Origin of the sequence: Streptomyces sp. AK08-02, assembly GCF_033795085.1 — a bacterium.
GTDB classification, from domain to species: Bacteria; Actinomycetota; Actinomycetes; order Streptomycetales; family Streptomycetaceae; genus Streptomyces; species Streptomyces echiniscabiei.
The window spans coordinates 282904-299613 of the sequence record NZ_JARAZV010000002.1 but is presented as its reverse complement, the minus strand read 5'-3'; the positions used below and the strand labels follow the sequence as shown (position 1 = coordinate 299613).

13 protein-coding genes are annotated in these 16710 nt (G+C 70.4%); 6 read left to right on the top strand and 7 right to left on the bottom strand.

Features of this window, described 5'->3' with window-relative positions:
- Positions 1 to 9: 9 nt before the first annotated feature.
- Positions 10 to 1734: a hypothetical protein gene (locus tag PV734_RS05145; RefSeq protein WP_319288846.1), complete on the bottom strand. Its 1725-nt coding sequence runs from the start codon at positions 1732 to 1734 to the stop codon at positions 10 to 12.
- A gap of 68 nt (positions 1735 to 1802) precedes the next feature.
- Between PV734_RS05145 and PV734_RS05140 the strand changes: the two genes are divergently transcribed.
- Both PV734_RS05140 and PV734_RS05135 read left to right on the top strand, forming a co-directional pair.
- Positions 1803 to 1940: a hypothetical protein gene (locus PV734_RS05140; protein WP_319094095.1), complete on the top strand. Its 138-nt coding sequence runs from the start codon at positions 1803 to 1805 to the stop codon at positions 1938 to 1940.
- A 979-nt stretch (positions 1941 to 2919) separates the two neighbouring features.
- A complete protein-coding gene (locus PV734_RS05135) occupies positions 2920 to 3861 on the top strand; it encodes an RluA family pseudouridine synthase (RefSeq protein ID WP_319094096.1) in 942 nt (313 codons plus the stop codon).
- A gap of 17 nt (positions 3862 to 3878) precedes the next feature.
- On the opposite strand, the gene PV734_RS05130 is transcribed toward PV734_RS05135, so the two are convergent.
- The 6 genes from PV734_RS05130 to PV734_RS05105 form a co-directional block, all read right to left on the bottom strand.
- Positions 3879 to 5354 carry a cytochrome P450 gene (locus PV734_RS05130; RefSeq protein WP_319094097.1) on the bottom strand — a complete coding sequence of 492 codons (1476 nt, stop codon included), beginning with the start codon at positions 5352 to 5354 and terminating at the stop codon, positions 3879 to 3881.
- Between the two features lie 74 nt (positions 5355 to 5428).
- Entirely contained in the window at positions 5429 to 6049 is a 621-nt protein-coding gene (locus PV734_RS05125) for a GTP-binding protein (RefSeq protein ID WP_006380993.1), read from the bottom strand.
- Positions 6030 to 6503, bottom strand: a complete 474-nt coding sequence (locus tag PV734_RS05120; protein ID WP_319094098.1) for a DUF742 domain-containing protein — start codon at positions 6501 to 6503, stop codon at positions 6030 to 6032. The genes PV734_RS05125 and PV734_RS05120 overlap by 20 nt, the downstream gene beginning before the upstream one ends.
- Positions 6500 to 6907, bottom strand: a complete 408-nt coding sequence (locus PV734_RS05115) for a roadblock/LC7 domain-containing protein (protein WP_319094099.1) — start codon at positions 6905 to 6907, stop codon at positions 6500 to 6502. The genes PV734_RS05120 and PV734_RS05115 overlap by 4 nt, the downstream gene beginning before the upstream one ends.
- On the bottom strand, positions 6904 to 8652 hold the full coding sequence (locus PV734_RS05110; protein ID WP_319094100.1) for a sensor histidine kinase: 1749 nt from the start codon (positions 8650 to 8652) through the stop codon (positions 6904 to 6906). The genes PV734_RS05115 and PV734_RS05110 overlap by 4 nt, the downstream gene beginning before the upstream one ends.
- A 327-nt stretch (positions 8653 to 8979) precedes the next feature.
- Entirely contained in the window at positions 8980 to 9615 is a 636-nt protein-coding gene (locus PV734_RS05105; RefSeq protein WP_319288845.1) for a helix-turn-helix domain-containing protein, read from the bottom strand.
- A gap of 190 nt (positions 9616 to 9805) precedes the next feature.
- Between PV734_RS05105 and PV734_RS05100 the strand changes: the two genes are divergently transcribed.
- The 4 genes from PV734_RS05100 (at position 9806) to atzF (ending at position 16659) form a co-directional block, all read left to right on the top strand.
- Positions 9806 to 10630 (top strand): urea amidolyase associated protein UAAP1, encoded by an 825-nt coding sequence (locus PV734_RS05100; protein WP_319094102.1) that lies wholly within the window; start codon positions 9806 to 9808, stop codon positions 10628 to 10630.
- Positions 10627 to 11271: an urea amidolyase associated protein UAAP2 gene (locus tag PV734_RS05095; protein WP_319094103.1), complete on the top strand. Its 645-nt coding sequence runs from the start codon at positions 10627 to 10629 to the stop codon at positions 11269 to 11271. Before PV734_RS05100 ends, PV734_RS05095 begins: the two co-directional genes overlap by 4 nt.
- A complete protein-coding gene (locus PV734_RS05090; RefSeq protein WP_319288844.1) occupies positions 11268 to 14783 on the top strand; it encodes a 5-oxoprolinase/urea amidolyase family protein in 3516 nt (1171 codons plus the stop codon). The genes PV734_RS05095 and PV734_RS05090 overlap by 4 nt, the downstream gene beginning before the upstream one ends.
- Before the next feature lie 196 nt (positions 14784 to 14979).
- Positions 14980 to 16659 (top strand): allophanate hydrolase, encoded by a 1680-nt coding sequence (gene atzF, locus PV734_RS05085; protein ID WP_319288843.1) that lies wholly within the window; start codon positions 14980 to 14982, stop codon positions 16657 to 16659.
- Positions 16660 to 16710: the final 51 nt, after the last annotated feature.

Sequence of the window (16710 nt, the reverse complement as noted above, 5' to 3'; positions counted from 1 at the left end):
AGATGCCGATCAGTGCGCTCGAGTGACGACGACCTGCGCGCCGCCCTGGCCCTGCGGCTGGGAAACGATGTCTGCGATGTGCGAGCCGAACGTCAGGGTGATGTGGGGGTGTGCCGCGGTGGAGTACATGTAGATGTCGAGAGTGAGCTCTTCCGGCCGGTCGAAGGCGGGCAGAACCCGCCACCACGCCGTACGGGCCAGGTTGGTGAGGGTGTTGAGGTCGCCTTCGGAACACTCGGCGGCCAGCGCGTGGATGCCCTGGGTCAGTGCCGCGACCACGGTGGTGCCGGGATCGACGTGTTTCCGGTCGGCGTGCCAGCCGAGGGCAGTGGGTGAGAGCCTTGCCAGGCGCGCCGCGGCCCGCGCCGCCGCATCCGGAGGGATCACATCGACAGCCCCGGTGAGGGTCAGTGCGGTGTGCACGATCTCCTCGGCGTCGGCGTCCGTGCCGGTCAGGGTGGCTCGGGACAGGTGCGGGCAGTCGTCGACGTCCAGGTAGAAGCAAGCGCCACAGCGGGGTGCGGCCTGACACACCCGGCATTCGTGCTCGCGCAGGGCACCCCATCCGTAACCGTGCCGGGCCATGGGCCCCACTGTGGCCCACAGGTCGCTGCGGTGACCCCAGAGGGTGTACGAGACGCCCGCGCATCCGGCCAGGAAGGTGCGGTCATCCCTGGTCAGCATGCGGTTGGTGGCCTTCGCGGCCACGGCCGGCAGGAGGTGCCCCAGGCCCACCAGCCAGGTGACGAGGGTGTCCGTGCCGTGCCGTCCGTCGCCGTAGAGGCGGGCACCATTGCCGACATCGCCGGTGTAGGTGTCGATGGCGAGGTCGTGAATGTCGTTGACCATCTTGGAGATGCTGAAGTAAGCCCTGCCGTCGTGCGACACGCAGGCCCGATCCGCCAGCGTGGGCAGCCCCATGTCCAGGGCGTACCACTCACAGATCATGGCGTTCACCGACGGGTAGTACGGGGTTTCTGTCCGCAGGACGGGGACACCCAGTTCGGGATACCCGGTGATGCACCTGCCGCGGTGCTGCGCCATGACGCTGGACTTCCGGGCCATCAGGATGTGCCGTACGGCAGCGGTGAGCGACAACTGCTGCTGGGCCGCGCGAATTTCGGCGATGGCTATCGCGTGCCAGTCCTCGAGTTCACCACGGACGTACTTGCCCCAGTCGGTCGTCGAGGCGAGGTCGCAGTACATGCCTTGTCGAGCCGCCTCGCGGTCCGGTTCGAACACCCGCCAGGCGAGCAGCCAGCCGAACAGGGTCTGCGGCACGAACAGCTGCACTGGTATTCGTATTTGTGCCGCCAGTCGTTCGATCATGGTTCGGGGGACGGGTTCTTCCAGATCGAGCGGGCAGCCCTTCTTCTTCCACTGCTCCCCGCACTGGCTTGCCCGTTGAAGCCAGTCCGGCTGGGACCCGCCCCTGGAGGGTTGCTCCTGGGCAGGGTGGCGGGGTGCGTAGGCCTGCATCGCCCGGTGCCACAGCTGAATCGTCCGCCGTACGTCCCTGCGGTCCGGCCTGGAGAACGTCAGACCGGAGGCGAGGTCGGCGGGTGGCTCCCCCTCGGGCGCGGTCGCTCGCTGTCGTTCCGCTGCCGCGAGCCTGGACCAGTACGCCTTGCGTACTCCCTGCATGATGATGCCGTCAGGCTCACGAATGGCCGGACCTAACTGGTTCGGGACCCGTCCCTCGGGGGCCAGAGTGTCGCCGGGAAGCTCAACCATGTGAATCACTCCTTCGATCGAAGCGCTGCGGTGTGGGCACAGTGCGTGTCAGCGAGTGGTGCGAAGTCATGAGCACGGCGGTTCGGAAGGTACGGACGGGGCTCGTGCGCCACCGCAGCCCCGCAGTCGTCCGCGAGCGGTCCGCCGTCGACGTGGACCGAGAGAATCTGCCGGAAGTCGGCCGCAGCGGCTACAGCGGTCGGTAGAATTGACCCCACCAACAAGGCCGTGAGGGTGGCCCTGTGCTAGCGCCCTTGCGGCGGCCCCGATCCGACGAACAGGGCTGCCGACGCGGTCCCGTCCAGGACATCGGAGCGAGTGCCGGCCACCGATCCAGCCGGTTCCGCCCGCGGAATGCACTACCTCGTCCTCACAAGGCAGATCGAGCACCGCAGGACCCCGTTTCGTCCGAGCCGGCCAGATCCGGCGGACCACAGGACGCTGTCGCTGTCGCTGTGCCGGGTGGTCATCATCGTGAGTCGGTCTCTGGTTCACAGACATCACCTCACGCACCCGGCCCACAGGAAGAGCACGCCGCTCCAAGACAGCATGTGCCACCTGGACGAGCTCTCCAACTGTGCCATTCACAAGCCCTGAGCGGAAGCACACTCGCTACGCAGTGGTGCGTACACGGCCTACGACGTGCGCCCCTGACGAGGGACACAGACGCCGTCTACACGGTCGTCCGGAACCGCCCTACGCGTTTCACCCCGAAGATGCGCCCTGCGTACCTACTCCCGCGAGACGCGCGCTTCTCAGCACCCCGTCTGCGCCCTGGTCAACGGTGCGCCTGCCGTGATCGCCCCCGTGAGTGTGTGGACGCCGACCTGCCTCCCCCTCAACCGAAGCGTCGGAGTCGCAGGACGAGACTCGCCCTACAGCGGACCGCAATCCGTTGGAGGCGCCCGAACGTCGGGCCGGAAGTCAACCGCAAGCCCGGCAGGGCTGGTTCAAGCCACCGTCCCCCGCGTACACGGGCCGCTCCCCTGCACGCCGGCCACGCCTGAAGATCCGGAGTCTCCGCCGCCCTGAGTCCCCGACCGGCCTCGACCCGTTCGGGAGAAAGACGGTTCCGGGAACGTCGGCCGACCCCGGATCCCCATGGGGCGCAGAGAGGGCGCAACGCTTTTCGGACGCACCACAGCGTTCCCTCGCCGCCAGTGCCTCGTCGTAGGCTTCGACGTGATGAGACGCCGCACTCCGCCGCCGCCCTCCCCCCTGCCACAGCGCGACGGGGTGGATCCGGTACGTGTGCGTTTGCCGGCCGGGGACGAGTGGGCGACTGTACGAGATCATCTCGTGGCGCGGCTGGCGGCCGAGGCCGGAGTGATCGACGGGATGCTCGACGCGGGGCGGATTGTTGGCATCGACGGCCGTCCGGTTCCGAGGGACATGGCGTACGTGCCGGGGATGTTCGTATGGTTCCACCGAGATCTGCCCGACGAGGAGCAGGTGCCGTTCAAGGTCGCCATCGTGTACAGGGACGAGCATGTGGTGGTGGCCGACAAGCCGCATTTCCTGGCCACCACCCCGCGCGGCAGCCACATCGCCGAAACGGCCTTGGCGCGGCTGCGGAAGCAACTGGGCGTCCCGGCACTCGGCGCGGCACACCGGCTGGACCGGCTGACGGCCGGGCTGGTGCTGTTCGTCGTGCGACCCGAGGAGCGCGGCGCGTACCAGTCGCTGTTCCGGGACAAGCGGGTGGCGAAGGAGTACGAGGCCGTGGCACCGTACGATCCCGAGCTGGCTCTTCCCCGTACCGTGCGGAGCCGAATCGTCAAGGAGAGCGGGGTCCTGGCGGCCCGCGAGGTCGAGGGCGAACCCAACGCTGTCAGCCGGATCGAAGTTCTGGAGCACCACAGCGGGCGGGCCCGGTACCGGCTGACGCCGCGTACCGGGCAGACACACCAACTGAGGGTGCACATGAGCTCGTCGGGGGTGCCGATCCTCGGCGATCCCCTCTATCCCGTGGTGACCGGCCCCGTGGCGGTCGGCGACTTCCGGCGTCCGCTCCAACTGCTGGCGCGGGTACTGGAGTTCACCGACCCTGTCACAGGGCGCGAGCACCGGTTCGTCAGCCCGCGCACGCTGCGGGCCTGGTCGTCCTACGAGGACTGGGCCGCGTAGCCAGGTATTCGGCCGGCTCAGTCGCCGCGCCACCAGCGCAGGAGGCGCCGGAACACCCCCGGTCGAACGGCCGGTTCGGGCGTCGCCTCCGGTGCGGCGAGCTCCGGGGTCACCGGTTCTGGAGCGGCGGGCTGCGGCTCTACGGTGCCGACCGGCATGTTCGGCGTGCGCTGCGGCGGCACAGGGTTCATCGAGGGCGGCTGCGTGACGTCCTGCTGGGGCCTCCGCATGAACCTCACCGGCAGTTCCACCAGATGCCGGTTCGCGATGGACTCCCGCCAGGCCAGTTCGTCCTCGTCACAGTCGAGTTGGATGTCGGGAAGGCGGGTCAGCAGCGCGTCGACGCCGACATCAGCGATGGCGCGGCCGATGTCCTGGCCCGGACACTCGTGGGGACCGCCACTGAACGCGAGGTGGGAGCGGTTGCCCTGCATGTTGGCCTTGAGGTCGGGACGAACGCGTGGGTCGACGTTGCCCGGTGCGATGCCCAGGAGGAGGCCGTCGCCCTTGCGGATGCGCTGGCCGCCCAGCTCGGTCTCCTGCTTGGCGAAGTAACCCAGGATGGCGCTGAACGGCGGCTCGTCCCACATGGACTGCTCGACCGCCTGGGGCACCGTCATCTGCCCGCCGTTGAGCTGGGCGCGGAACCCGGGGTTGGTGAGCACCGCCCGCAGTACGTTGGCCAGCAGGTTGGCGGTGTTCTCGTACGCGGCGATCAGCACGAGGCGCAGGTGGTGGACCACCTCCTCGTCGTTGAGGTCCGCCGGGTGAGTGATCAGGTGGCTGGTGAAGTCGTCCTTGGGGTCGGTCCGGCGGCGGGCGGTGAGCCGCGTCAGGGCGTCCACGATGTACGCGTTGCTGGCGATGGAGGTCTCGGTGCCCTTGAGCAGGTCGCGGGCGGCCTGCACGATCCGGTCGTTGTACTCGTCGGGCATTCCGAGGACCTCGCACATGACGGCCATCGGCAGGTGTTCGGCGAACTGACCGACCAGATCGGCCGTACCCCCCTCGCAGAACTTGTTGACGAGATGCTGGGTCGCCCGGTTGATGTGACGGCGGATGCCCCGGTGGTCGATGGTCGACATGGCTCCGGTGACCGCGCCGCGCAGCCTCAGATGCTCGTCGCCCTCGGCGTGGCTGCACATTGGCTGCCAGGCGATGATCGGCATGAGCGGGTGATCGGGTTTGATCGTGCCGTCCTGCAGTGAGGTCCACAACCGGGGGTCACGGCTGTACTGCGAGGGGCTCCGCACCATGTGCATGTTCTCGCCGTGCCCCAGCACCACCCAGATCGGCACGTCTTCATGGAGCAGTGCGGGGGCCACCGCGCCGTGTTCGGCGCGGAGTTTCTCGTAGACGGCTCCCAGGTCCTCGGCCTCGGGGCCGTACAGCCGGCGCAGGCCGCCGGGGCCGGTGCCGTGGGCGGGGCAGCCGGGGGGTGGGCTGAGGGCGGTGTCGGCCGTGCCGGTCGGGGAGTGGGGGTCAGGCGTCACGGTGATCGCTCCGAAACTGAGGTGGATCCGGTGTCAGAAGGGTTGATGGTGTGCGGGGTCTCCGGTGGCCGCGCTCAGACGGACGCCTTCGTCATCTCCAGCGAGTGCAGGAAGCGCATCAGCGTCATGAGCGTGTCCCGGCTGGAGGCCCGCCTGCGTGCGTCGCACTCGACGATGGGGATCTCCGGGGCCAGGTCGAGGGCCGAGCGCAGGTCCTCGACCGGGTAACGGGGCGCGTCGGGGAATGAGTTGACGGCGATGACGAAGGGCACGCCCCGTTCCTCCAGTCGCCCTATGACGTCGAAGCTCACTTCCAGGCGCCGGGTGTCGATCAGGACGACCGCGCCGAGGGCGCCTTCGAACAGGCCGTTCCACAGGAACCAGAAGCGTTCCTGGCCCGGGGTGCCGAACAGGTAGAGCACCAGTTGGTCGGTGATGCTGATGCGGCCGAAGTCCATGGCCACGGTGGTGGCCGTCTTGGAATCGGAGCCGTAGTTGTCGTCGACGCCGATACCGGCCTGCGTCATGGTCTCTTCGGTGGTCAGCGGCCTGATCTCGCTCACCGAACCGACCATGGTCGTCTTGCCCACGCCGAATCCGCCCACGATCACGATCTTCACCGCGGCCTGGGTGCTTGACGGCAGGCGGTCCTCGGTCCGTGGGCCCGGGATGGTGTCAGAGCTTTTGAAGTCCATGCATCACCGCTTCGAGGAGGGAACGGTCGGCGAGCGACTCGCGGATGAGCGGGTAGCGCGCCTGGACCAGTTCGGCCGTCAGCAGCTCGGTGAGCAGGACGGTCACCACGCTGAACGGCAGGTTGAGGTATGCCGAGAGCTCGGCCACGGACAGGGGGGCCTTGCAGAGGCGGAGCAGCGCCGACTGCTCCGGCGGGGCGGCGGGCGGGGGCTCGGCGCACGCCACGATTAACGTGACGAGGTCGAGGGAGGCGCGCTCGCCGCCCTGGGCCGCGCCGGTGAGCACATAGAGCCGTTCGGGGTTCTTGCGCTCCCCCTCCTTGGCTTCCCCCTCCCTGCCCGCCGCGCCCTCTTGGCCTGCTTCGCCCTCCGCGGTGGCCGTGCTCTGCCGGAGCGGCTCGGTCGGAGGTTCCTGCTTGATGGGGTAGCGCCGTCGGCGCTGTGGAGGAGTCATACGGTCTGCCCGTTCCGCCGGGGCGGACTGGTGAGGTGTGCGCCGATGCGGACGACGAGGTCGCGCATGTGGTTGCTCATGTTGCCGGGTTCGGCGACCACGTTGGCGAGGACCGCGAGGTAGGCGTTGGGGCCGGCGGCCATCAGGTAGAAGTAGCCGCCGGTGACCTCGATGATGACCATGCGCATCGTGCCGTCGCTGTCCGGGATCTCGTGCGCGACGGCGCCGGCGAGGCTCTGCAGCCCCGCGCAGGCGGCGGCGACACGGTCGGCGGCGTCGGGGTCGCCGCCGTAGCGCGCGATGCGCAGACCGTCGGCGGAGAGCACCACGATCTGCTGGATACCGGGTACGCCGTCGGCGAGCTCCTTGAGCATCCAGTCGAAGTTGGCTCGCTGCGAGATCACTTGAGGTCCCCCTCGTCGTCGGCCTCAGCGTGGGCCGGCTGCTGGTTGGTCGCACTGGCGGCGTTCGGGTCGTCCCGGTGGCCGCCGAAGGCCGTTCGGTCGTCCGGGTGCCCGCCGCCGAAGGCCGTGTCGTCGGCGCCCGGGAAGGCGGTGAAGTCGGCCGCGTCGTCCGGGTGGCCGGAGAACATCGTCGGGTCGTCGGGGTTCCTGGTGAAGGCCGTGGGGTCCGGGTCGCCCTTGAGCCCCTCCATGAACGCCTCGACCCACAGGCCGGGCAGGGGCTCTTCTTCCTTTTTCTTCTTCTGCGACTCGGGCTCCCACAGTTTGCGGAGCTCGGGGTCGGCCTCCAACGCGGCCTCGGACGCCCTGGACCTGGCGTACCGCTCGCTGAGCGGTGTCTTGACCCGGCTGCGGCGCTGCGGCAGACCGTTCTCGGTCCACTCGGTCACCTCCGGGACGTCGTCCTCCATGGAGACCGACGCCGGGATCCGTGGGCCCGTCGTGGGGCGGCGCTTCTTGGGCGGGCGCTTGGGGCCTTCCAGCGCACCGAGTTCGATCTTGGGTGCGGCGGTGGCGCCGATCCCGTGGGCGAGTCCGGGCGCCGGGTCGCCGGTGAGCATGTCGGACGGCACGACCAGCACGGCGCGGACACCGCCGTACGCGGACTGCCTCAGCGAGATCTGCATCTTGTACGACTCGCAGAGGCGCCCCACGACCGCGAGGCCGAGCCGCGGGGACTCCCCGAGGTCGTTGAGGTCGAAGCCGGCCTGGGCGCGGGCGATCATGACCTCGGCGCGCTTGCGGGACTCCTCGCTGAGGCTGACGCCGGCGTCCTCGATCTCGATGGCGATGCCGGTCTGCACCTCGGTCGCGGTGACGTGCACCTTGGTGTGGGGCGGCGAGTAGCGCGTGGCGTTGTCGAGGAGTTCGGCCGCGGCGTGGATGAGTGGTTCGACCGAGTTGCCGTCGACGTTGACCTTCGCGATGGAGCTCAGGTCGATACGGCGGTACTCCAGGATCCGGGACATCGCGCCGCGCAGCACGCTGTACAGCGCGACGGGCTGCGGCCACTGGCGCCCGGGCCGGCCGCCGCCGAGCACGGAGATGGAGTCGGCGAGGCGACCGATCAGCGCGGTGCCGTGGTCGATGCGCAGGAGGTCGTCGAAGACCTCGGGGTTGCGGCCGTGGTCCTCCTCCATCTCCCGGAGTTCGTTGGCCTGCTGGTGGACGATCGCCTGAACGCGCCGGGCGATGCTGACGAACGCGCGCTGCGCGCCGTCCCGCATGGACTCCTCGCGGTCGATGATCTCCAGGATCCGCTCCAGCAGTTTGCGCTGCGGAACGGGGAGTTCGCGGTACGGAGAGTCCGGTCCACGCAGTTCGCGAATCACCCCTGAGGGTGAACCGGCGCCGCGCAGCAGATGGAGCGCGTGCGGAAGGATCTCCGTGCCGAACCGGGTGAACTCCTCGTCGTGGGCGGCGATGCGCCGCTCCAGATACGCGGTGTGACGGGCGTGCTCGGCCCGCAGGCTACGGACGGTACGGCCCCGGCGGACCACTTCGGCGGCGACCGCGACGACCAGGACCGTGGCGATGGCTCCGCACCAGCCGACGGCGGCGCGGACCGGCCCCGTCACCAGGGCGGCGGCGGCTCCGGTCGCACCGGCCATTGCTATGGCAGGCAGCAACAGCACGCGCGCGTAGGGAAGTTCACGGCCGCCGGGAGGCGATTGAACACTCACCATGTATGCCCTCTGAGACAAATCGGCTGGGGTTGGGGGAGCTTGCTGTGGGGTACGTCTGGGAACTGTCTGGATCTTCGGTATTTTTGGGAACAAGCGCACGAATACATACCAACTCGGTGCGCTGCGGGCGAGCTTAGTCCGACCGGATCAACGCCGTGTCATATTCGGCAAGCCTCTGAAATGCCCCTTGCGAGTGGAGTACCCTCGGCCCATTTGCACACTGCGGATGCAATCAAACACATTGCGTAACGACGGATGGGCGTACGAAAAGCACTCACCGTGACGGGTGAACGCGGGCCCCCGGAAGGCCCGGGGCGGCCTCCGCCCTCAGATACCGGCGACGCGCAGTGCCGCGTCCGCCGCGGCTTCCGCGAAGACGGAGACAGGGCGCTCGGTGCCGGAGCGGTGCACGAGGATGACGCCCTCGATGAGCCCGAAGAGCAGATCCGTCCGCAGTTCCAGCTCACCCTTGGCGAGCACGCCCCCGGCCTCCGTCGCGGCGAGCAACTGCCGGTAGGCGTCCTTGAGTTCGGCCCGGACGGCATGGAAACCGGCGAAGCGTTCGGCACGCACCTCGGGGAGGAGGTAGAGGCCCCCGAGGTTGTAGGGGCCGCCGCAGAGCAGTTCGACGTCGGTGCGGCACAGCTCCCACAACCGACGCTCGGCCGGGGTGGCGTCGTCGGCCAGCAGCCCACGGGCGTACGTCAGCGAGGGCGTGACGGTGGACTCCAGGAGCTCGGCGAGCAGCTCCTCCTTGCCGGAGACGTAGTGGTACATGGACGCCTGACGCATCCCCGCCCGCTCGGCGATGGTCCGCGTGGTGGTGGCCGCGTAGCCGCGGGTGGTGAACAACTCGGCGGCCGCGGTGAGCAGTTCGGCCCGCGGGGCGAGCCCACTGTCCGGCCGCTGCGCGGCCCGCGGTCTGCCGACCCGTCGTCCGCCCGGCCCGCCCGTCGTTCCCATGCGTTCGATCCTCGCACACCCCCCAGCCGGATGATCTCCGTGAGCGATCGGTAACCGCGTGGCAACACGCGGGCAACTCCGGCGTCTCGGTGCCCGCCTAATTTCTGTCAGGCGACAGAAATTCGATCGGCAGGACAGACAGCACAAGCACCACGACAAGCAGTACGACTTCGGAGCCGGAGGACCCTCGATGGGGACATCGACCACGTACGGAGCCCGCGACCACGCCCGCGCCCAGGAGGGCGCCCAGGCGGAGGCCATGCCCGTCGTCCCGGCCGCCGACTGGCCCGCACCGCCCTGCGCGGCCGGCCATCTGGTGTGGGCCGAGACGGTGGCAGGCGGCAACTACACGCACCGGGTCCTGGCCCGCGGCACCGAGCTGCGCCTGACCGACCTGCGCGGAGACGCCTGCGCCCATCTGCTGCTGTTCGTCGCGGACCGGCCCTGGGAGCGGCTGAACGTCGCCGACACGGTCAAGGTCCAGTGGAACGCCTACCTCGGCGAGGGGCAGCTGCTCCTGTCCGACCAGGGCCGTGTCCTCGCCTCGCTGGTCGCCGACACCTCCGGACGCCACGACGCGCTCTGCGGCACCTCGACCCTCGTACGCAACATGAACCGGTACGGCGACGGCACCCCGCAGTCTCCCTCCCCCGCCGGCCGCGAGCTGTTCAAGCTGGCCGCGGCCAAGAACGGCCTCCAACCGCGCGATCTGCCGCCCTCGCTCTCGTTCTTCCAGGGCGTGGAGGTACGCGAGGACGGCTCCCTCGACTTCACCGGCTCGGCCGGACCGGGCGGCAGTGTGACCCTGCGTGCCGAGCAGGACCTCACGGTGCTGATCGCGAACGTCCCGCACCCCGCCGACCCGCGCGACGACTACGTCAGCACCCCGCTGGAGGTGCTGGCGTGGCGCACCGAGGCGACCCGCCCCGGCGACCCCCTGTGGGAGGCCACGCCCGAAGGCCGCCGCGCGTTCCTCAACACCACCGAATTCCTTGCCGCGAGGGGGCTCGCATGACCACGCCGACCGTCCGGAAAGCCATCGTCGCGGCCCGCGCCGCCTGGTCGTGCGTCGTCCGCGCGGGCGGGACGCTGACCATCACCGACCTGCACGGCAACCAGGCCGTCGACTTCCTCGTGTACGACGCCCACGACACGTCCGTGCGCTACAGCGCGCCCGACACGATCCACGCCCAGGGCGGTGTCTTCCTCACCACAGGCAGTGTCCTGATGTCGAACGAGCACACGCCCCTGATGACCGTGACCGCCGACGACGTCGGCCGCCACGACACGGTGGGCGGTGCCTGCTCCAAGGAGTCGAACACCCTGCGGTACGGCCACCACACCTGGTCGCAGCACGCGTGCGTGGACAACTTCCTCGCCGAGGGCGCCAAACACGGCCTGGGCAAAAGGGACTTGGTCTCCAACATCAACTGGTACATGAACGTGCCCGTGGAGAAGGACGGCACGCTCGGCATCGTCGACGGCCTCTCCGCGCCGGGACTCTCGCTCACGCTCCGCGCCGAGCGCGATGTCCTGGTCCTCGTCTCCAACTGCCCCCAGATCAACAACCCCTGCAACGGCTTCGACCCGACCGAGGTGGAGATGACCATCACCGAGGCCGGCACCGGGGCAGGCACCGAGGCGGGCGCGGCATGACCTTCGACACGCTGCTGGTCGCCAACCGGGGCGAGATCGCCGTGCGCATCATCCGTACGGCACAGGAGTTGGGCCTGCGCACGGTCGCGGTCTACTCCGACGCCGACCGCTCCGCCCCGCACGTCCGGCTCGCCGACGAGGCGGTGCGGCTCGGTCCGGCGCCCGCGAAGGAGTCGTATCTCGACGCCGACCTGGTGCTGGCTGCGGCCAAGGAGACGGGCGCGGGCGCGATCCATCCCGGGTACGGCTTCCTGTCCGAGGACGCGGCCTTCGCGCGGCGCTGCGAGGACGCCGGGATCGTGTTCGTGGGGCCGACGCCCGGGCAGCTGGAACTGTTCGGCGCGAAGCACACGGCCCGGGCGGCGGCCGAGGCGGCGGGCGTGCCCCTGGCACCGGGCACGGGACTGCTGGCCTCCCTCGACGAGGCGTACGCGCGTGCCGCGGACATCGGCTATCCCGTGATGCTCAAGGCGACCGGCGGGGGCGGCGGCATCGGTATGTCGGCCTGCGCGTCGGCCGCCGAACTCGCCGACGCCTGGGAAAGGGTGCAGCGCGTCGCCGCCGCCTCCTTCTCGTCGGCCGGCGTCTTCCTGGAACGGCTCGTCGAACGCGCCCGCCATGTCGAGGTACAGGTCTTCGGTGACGGCGAGGGCCGGGTCGTCACCTTCGGCGACCGCGACTGCTCGCTCCAGCGCCGCAACCAGAAGGTGGTGGAAGAGGCCCCGGCTCCCGGCATCCCCGCGCACGTGCGCGCCCAACTGGCGCACGCGGCGCAGACGTTGTGCTCCTCGGTCGACTACCGCTCCGCCGGAACAGTGGAGTTCGTGTACGACGCGGCCCGCGAGGAGGCGTACTTCCTGGAGGTCAACACCCGTCTCCAGGTCGAACACCCGGTCACGGAGGAGATCTACGGCGTCGACCTGGTCGCCTGGATGCTGAGGCTGGCCCGCGGTGAGCGCGATGTCGTACGGGACCCGGGCACACCCCGCGGTCACGCCGTCGAGGCCCGTGTCTACGCGGAGGATCCCTCGCGCGAACACCGCCCCAGCGCGGGCCTGTTGACGCGGGTCGAGTTCCCGGGCGGGGTGCGGATCGACGGCTGGGTGGAGACGGGCACCGAGGTGACCACGTCGTACGACCCGATGCTCGCGAAGGTGATCGCGTACGGCGCCGACCGGGAGCACGCGCTGCGCCGGCTCGACGAGGCGCTGGCCCGCACCCGGGTCGACGGCATCGAGACCAACCTCGGGCTGGTGCGGGCGGCCCTGGCGAACCAGGACTTCCGCTCCGCGACGCACTCGACGGCGACCCTCGCCGTGGTGAGCGATCCGACTCCGCGCATCGAAGTCGTCTCCGGCGGGACGCTCACCACCGTCCAGGACTGGCCGGGCCGCACCGGCTACTGGCAGGTGGGCGTACCTCCGTGCGGCCCGATGGACGACCGCTCGTTCCGGCTCGGCAACCGCGCCCTGGGCAACACCGAGGGCGCCCCGGGCCTCGAATGCACCCTCCAGGGACCGTCGTTGAGGTTCACCCACCCCACCACGGTGTGCGTGACAGGGGCTCCGGCGCCGGTCACCGTGGACGGAACGCCGGTCGCACAGTGGGAGCCGGTGACGGTACCGGCGGGTGCCGTACTGGCGATCGGCGCCCCGACGGAACAGGGCCTGCGGACCTACGTACTGTTCGCCGGCGGTGGCCTGGACGTGCCGCCCTTCCTCGGCAGCGCGGCCACCTTCACGCTGGGCGGATTCGGCGGCCACGGAGGCCGGGCGCTGCGCACGGGCGACGTACTGCACGGTGGGGCGGCGACGGAGTCGGGAACCTCGGTCCCCTCCACCGACCGCCCGGAATTCGCTTCCCCCTGGCACATCGGCGCCGTCGAAGGCCCGCACGCGGCACCGGAGTTCTTCACCGAGGAGGACATCCACGACTTCTACGCGGCCGACTGGAAGGTCCACTTCAACTCGGCCCGCACGGGAGTACGACTGGTCGGCCCGAAGCCCCGCTGGGCGCGGACCGACGGGGGTGAGGCGGGCCTGCACCCGTCCAACATCCATGACACGCCGTACTCCGTGGGCGCCGTCGACTACACGGGCGACATGCCGGTCCTGCTGGGCCCGGACGGCCCCTCGCTCGGCGGCTTCGTGTGCCCGGCAACCGTCCTCAGCACGGAACGCTGGAAACTGGGCCAGCTGCGCCCCGGCGACACGGTCCGCTTCGCACCGGTGGACACAACAGGCGCAGGCCGGGCCGCGATTGTGGACGGGGGCATCCTGGCCCGGGACGGCGACATCACGTACCGCCGCAGCGGCGACGACAACCTGCTGGTCGAATTCGGGCCCATGCAACTGGACCTGGCGCTCCGAATGCGCGTCCACGCCCTGATGGAGGCGGTGACGGAGCTGGACCTGGAAGGGGTGACGGACCTGACCCCGGGTATCCGCTCCCTCCAGATCCAGGCGGACCCGGCCGTGCTCCCCCAACCCGAACTCCTCACCGTGATACGGCGGACAGCCACAGCCCTGCCCCCCGCGGACCACCTCACGGTCCCCTCCCGCACGGTCCACCTCCCCCTCTCCTGGGACGACCCGGCGACCCGTGAGGCCATCGCCCGCTACATGGCGGGCGTCCGCGACGACGCCCCCTGGTGCCCGTGGAACATCGAGTTCATCCGCCGAGTGAACGGTCTGGACTCGGTCGACGACGTGTACCGCACGGTCTTCGAGGCGGAGTACCTCGTACTGGGCCTGGGAGACGTCTACCTGGGCGCTCCGGTGGCCACGCCTCTGGACCCCCGTCACCGCCTGGTCACGACGAAGTACAACCCGGCCCGTACCTGGACGGCGGAGAACTCGGTGGGTATCGGCGGCGCCTACCTCTGCGTCTACGGCATGGAGGGCCCCGGCGGCTACCAGTTCGTCGGTCGTACGACCCAGGTGTGGTCCGGCTGGCAGCAGCGCGGCGCGTTCGAACCGGGCTCACCGTGGCTGCTGCGGTTCTTCGACCGCATCAAGTGGTACGCCGTCGAGCCGGACGAACTCCTCGACCTGCGCGCCGACATCATCTCGGGCCGCTTCGTCCCCCGCATCGAGGAGGGCGTCTTCTCCCTGGCGGAGTACGAGCGGTTCCTCACGGAGAACGCCGAGTCGACAGCGGAGTTCCGCTCCCGCCAGGGCGCGGCCTTCTCGACGGAACGGGACGCCTGGGAGGCGGCGGGCGAGTTCACGAGGGCGGAGGCGGACACGGGGTCACCGGCCCCTTCCACCGAGGTGACGGTCCCGGCCGGGGGCCACCTCATCGAGGCCGAGTTCGCCGCATCGGTATGGCAGCTGAACGTGTCTCCGGGCGACGAGGTGACAGCGGGCCAGCCACTCCTGGCCCTGGAGGCGATGAAGATGGAGTCCCGTATACACGCCCCGATAACCGGGATCGTCCACGAGATCCTGACCAGACCGGGCGCCCAGGTGGAGGCGGGAACGGCCCTGATCGTGCTGGCCCCACCCACCTGACCGACGGCACGTCCAGTTCGTTCGCCCCCGCCGCCCCTACCCGTCCCCTGTTCCTTCCAGCCCGTCCGGCGTTTGAGGACGAGGCCGTTCAGGCCGAAGCGGGGGTCTGGGGGCGCAGCCCCCAGGGAAGGGACGGGTAGCGGCGGCGGGGGCGAACAACTCACCGCCCACCCACACCCTCGCCCAAGGAGCCCCCATGTCGACCCCGACCCTCACCCGAGTCCGCCTCGCCTACGCCCGCATCGACGCCGCGGACCGCCCCGAGGTCTGGATCGACCTCCGCCCCCAGGCCGACGTCGAGACCGAGGCCCGCGCCATCGACACCCGCCTCGCCGCAGGCGACCATCTCCCCCTCGCCGGCAGACTCTTCGCCGCCAAGGGCAACATCGACGTCCGGGGCCTCCCCACCACCGCCGGCTGCCCGGCCTACGCCTACCACCCCGACGCCGATGCCCCGGTCGTCGCCCGGCTCAGGAACGCCGGCGCCCTCCTCCTCGGCACCACCAACCTCGACCAGTTCGCCACCGGCCTGGTCGGCACCCGCTCCCCCTACGGCGCCGTCCGCAACGCCCACGACCCCGCCCGTATCAGCGGCGGCTCCAGCTCCGGCTCCGCGACAGCCGTGACGCTGGGCTTCGTCGACCTCGCTCTCGGCACCGACACCGCCGGCTCCGGCCGCGTCCCCGCCGCCTTCAACGGCATCGTCGGCCTCAAGCCCACCCGAGGTCTCGTCCCCACCACCGGCGTCGTCCCGGCCTGCGCGTCCCTCGACTGCGTGACCGTCTTCGCCCGTACGCTCCCCGAGGCCGAGCAGGCCCTCGCGCACATGGCGTCACCGTCCGCCCGGGACCTTCCGCCCCTCCCGCAGCGCGCCCCCGGCCCGTGGCGCGTGGCGGTCGCGCCGCTCGCCCAGCTCGGCGAACTCGACCCGGGCTGGGCGGAGGCGTACGAGGCCGCGGTGGAGCAGTTGCGCGCCACAGGTGTCTCCGTCCGTACGCTCGACCTCACGCCGTTCACCGAGGCCGCCGCGATGCTGTACCAGGGCGCGTTCGTCGCGGAGCGCTACACGGCCGTAGGTGCCTTTGTCGACAAGTTGCTGGTCGAGGGAGGTGAGGCGAGTGCGACCCTGGACCCCACCGTCGCCGGCATCATCACCCGCGCCCGTGACATCCCCGCCCACCAGCTCTACGCCGACCAGGAGCGGCTGGCCGGCCTGCGGGCCGACGCGCTGGCCGAACTGGGCGACGCCGACGCCCTGCTGCTGCCGACGGCCCCCGGCCATCCCACTCTCGCCGAGGTCGCCGCCGACCCACTGGGGGCCAACGCCCGCCTGGGGCGTTTCACCAACTCCACCAACCTCTTCGACCTGGCCGCCGTCGCCGTGCCCGCGGGCCAGGTCGACGGCCTTCCCTTCGGCGTCATGCTGATCGGCCCGGCGTTCACCGACGAACGGCTCGCCACGATCGCCCGTCTGGTGCGGCCCGAGGTCCGCCTCGCGGTGGTCGGCGCACATCTCGCGGGCCAGCCGCTGAACGGTCAGCTCCTCGCCCTGGGTGCCCGGTTGGAGCGGACGACCACAACGGCCCCCGTCTACCGGCTGCACGCCCTGCCCACGACCCCACCGAAGCCGGGTCTCGTCCACGTCGGCGCCGGGGAAACCGGCGGAGCCACCATCGAGGCCGAGGTGTGGCAGCTCCCCGCCGAAGGCCTCGGCCACTTCCTGGCCGCCCTCCCCCGTCCGATGGCCCTGGGCCGAGTCGAACTCGCCGACGGCACCCATGTGTCCGGCTTCCTGTGCGAACCGGCCGCCCTGGAAGGCGCCGAGGACATCACGACGTACGGCGGCTGGCGCGCGTACCTGAACAAGCGCCCCTGACAACCACAACCCCAAGCGCCCGAGCACGTCCGCACCGGACCTACGGGAGGG

What these genes read in the sequence shown, in the direction of transcription:
- PV734_RS05135 (WP_319094096.1), top strand. Translation starts at nt 2,920, where the DNA reads ATGAGACGCCGCACTCCGCCGCCGCCCTCCCCCCTGCCACAGCGCGAC.
- PV734_RS05105 (WP_319288845.1), bottom strand. Translation starts at nt 9,615, where the DNA reads ATGGGAACGACGGGCGGGCCGGGCGGACGACGGGTCGGCAGACCGCGG.
- PV734_RS05125 (WP_006380993.1), bottom strand. Translation starts at nt 6,049, where the DNA reads ATGGACTTCAAAAGCTCTGACACCATCCCGGGCCCACGGACCGAGGAC.
- atzF (WP_319288843.1), top strand. Translation starts at nt 14,980, where the DNA reads ATGTCGACCCCGACCCTCACCCGAGTCCGCCTCGCCTACGCCCGCATC.
- PV734_RS05110 (WP_319094100.1), bottom strand. Translation starts at nt 8,652, where the DNA reads ATGGTGAGTGTTCAATCGCCTCCCGGCGGCCGTGAACTTCCCTACGCG.
- PV734_RS05140 (WP_319094095.1), top strand. Translation starts at nt 1,803, where the DNA reads ATGAGCACGGCGGTTCGGAAGGTACGGACGGGGCTCGTGCGCCACCGC.
- PV734_RS05145 (WP_319288846.1), bottom strand. Translation starts at nt 1,734, where the DNA reads ATGGTTGAGCTTCCCGGCGACACTCTGGCCCCCGAGGGACGGGTCCCG.
- PV734_RS05095 (WP_319094103.1), top strand. Translation starts at nt 10,627, where the DNA reads ATGACCACGCCGACCGTCCGGAAAGCCATCGTCGCGGCCCGCGCCGCC.
- PV734_RS05100 (WP_319094102.1), top strand. Translation starts at nt 9,806, where the DNA reads ATGGGGACATCGACCACGTACGGAGCCCGCGACCACGCCCGCGCCCAG.
- PV734_RS05090 (WP_319288844.1), top strand. Translation starts at nt 11,268, where the DNA reads ATGACCTTCGACACGCTGCTGGTCGCCAACCGGGGCGAGATCGCCGTG.
- PV734_RS05120 (WP_319094098.1), bottom strand. Translation starts at nt 6,503, where the DNA reads ATGACTCCTCCACAGCGCCGACGGCGCTACCCCATCAAGCAGGAACCT.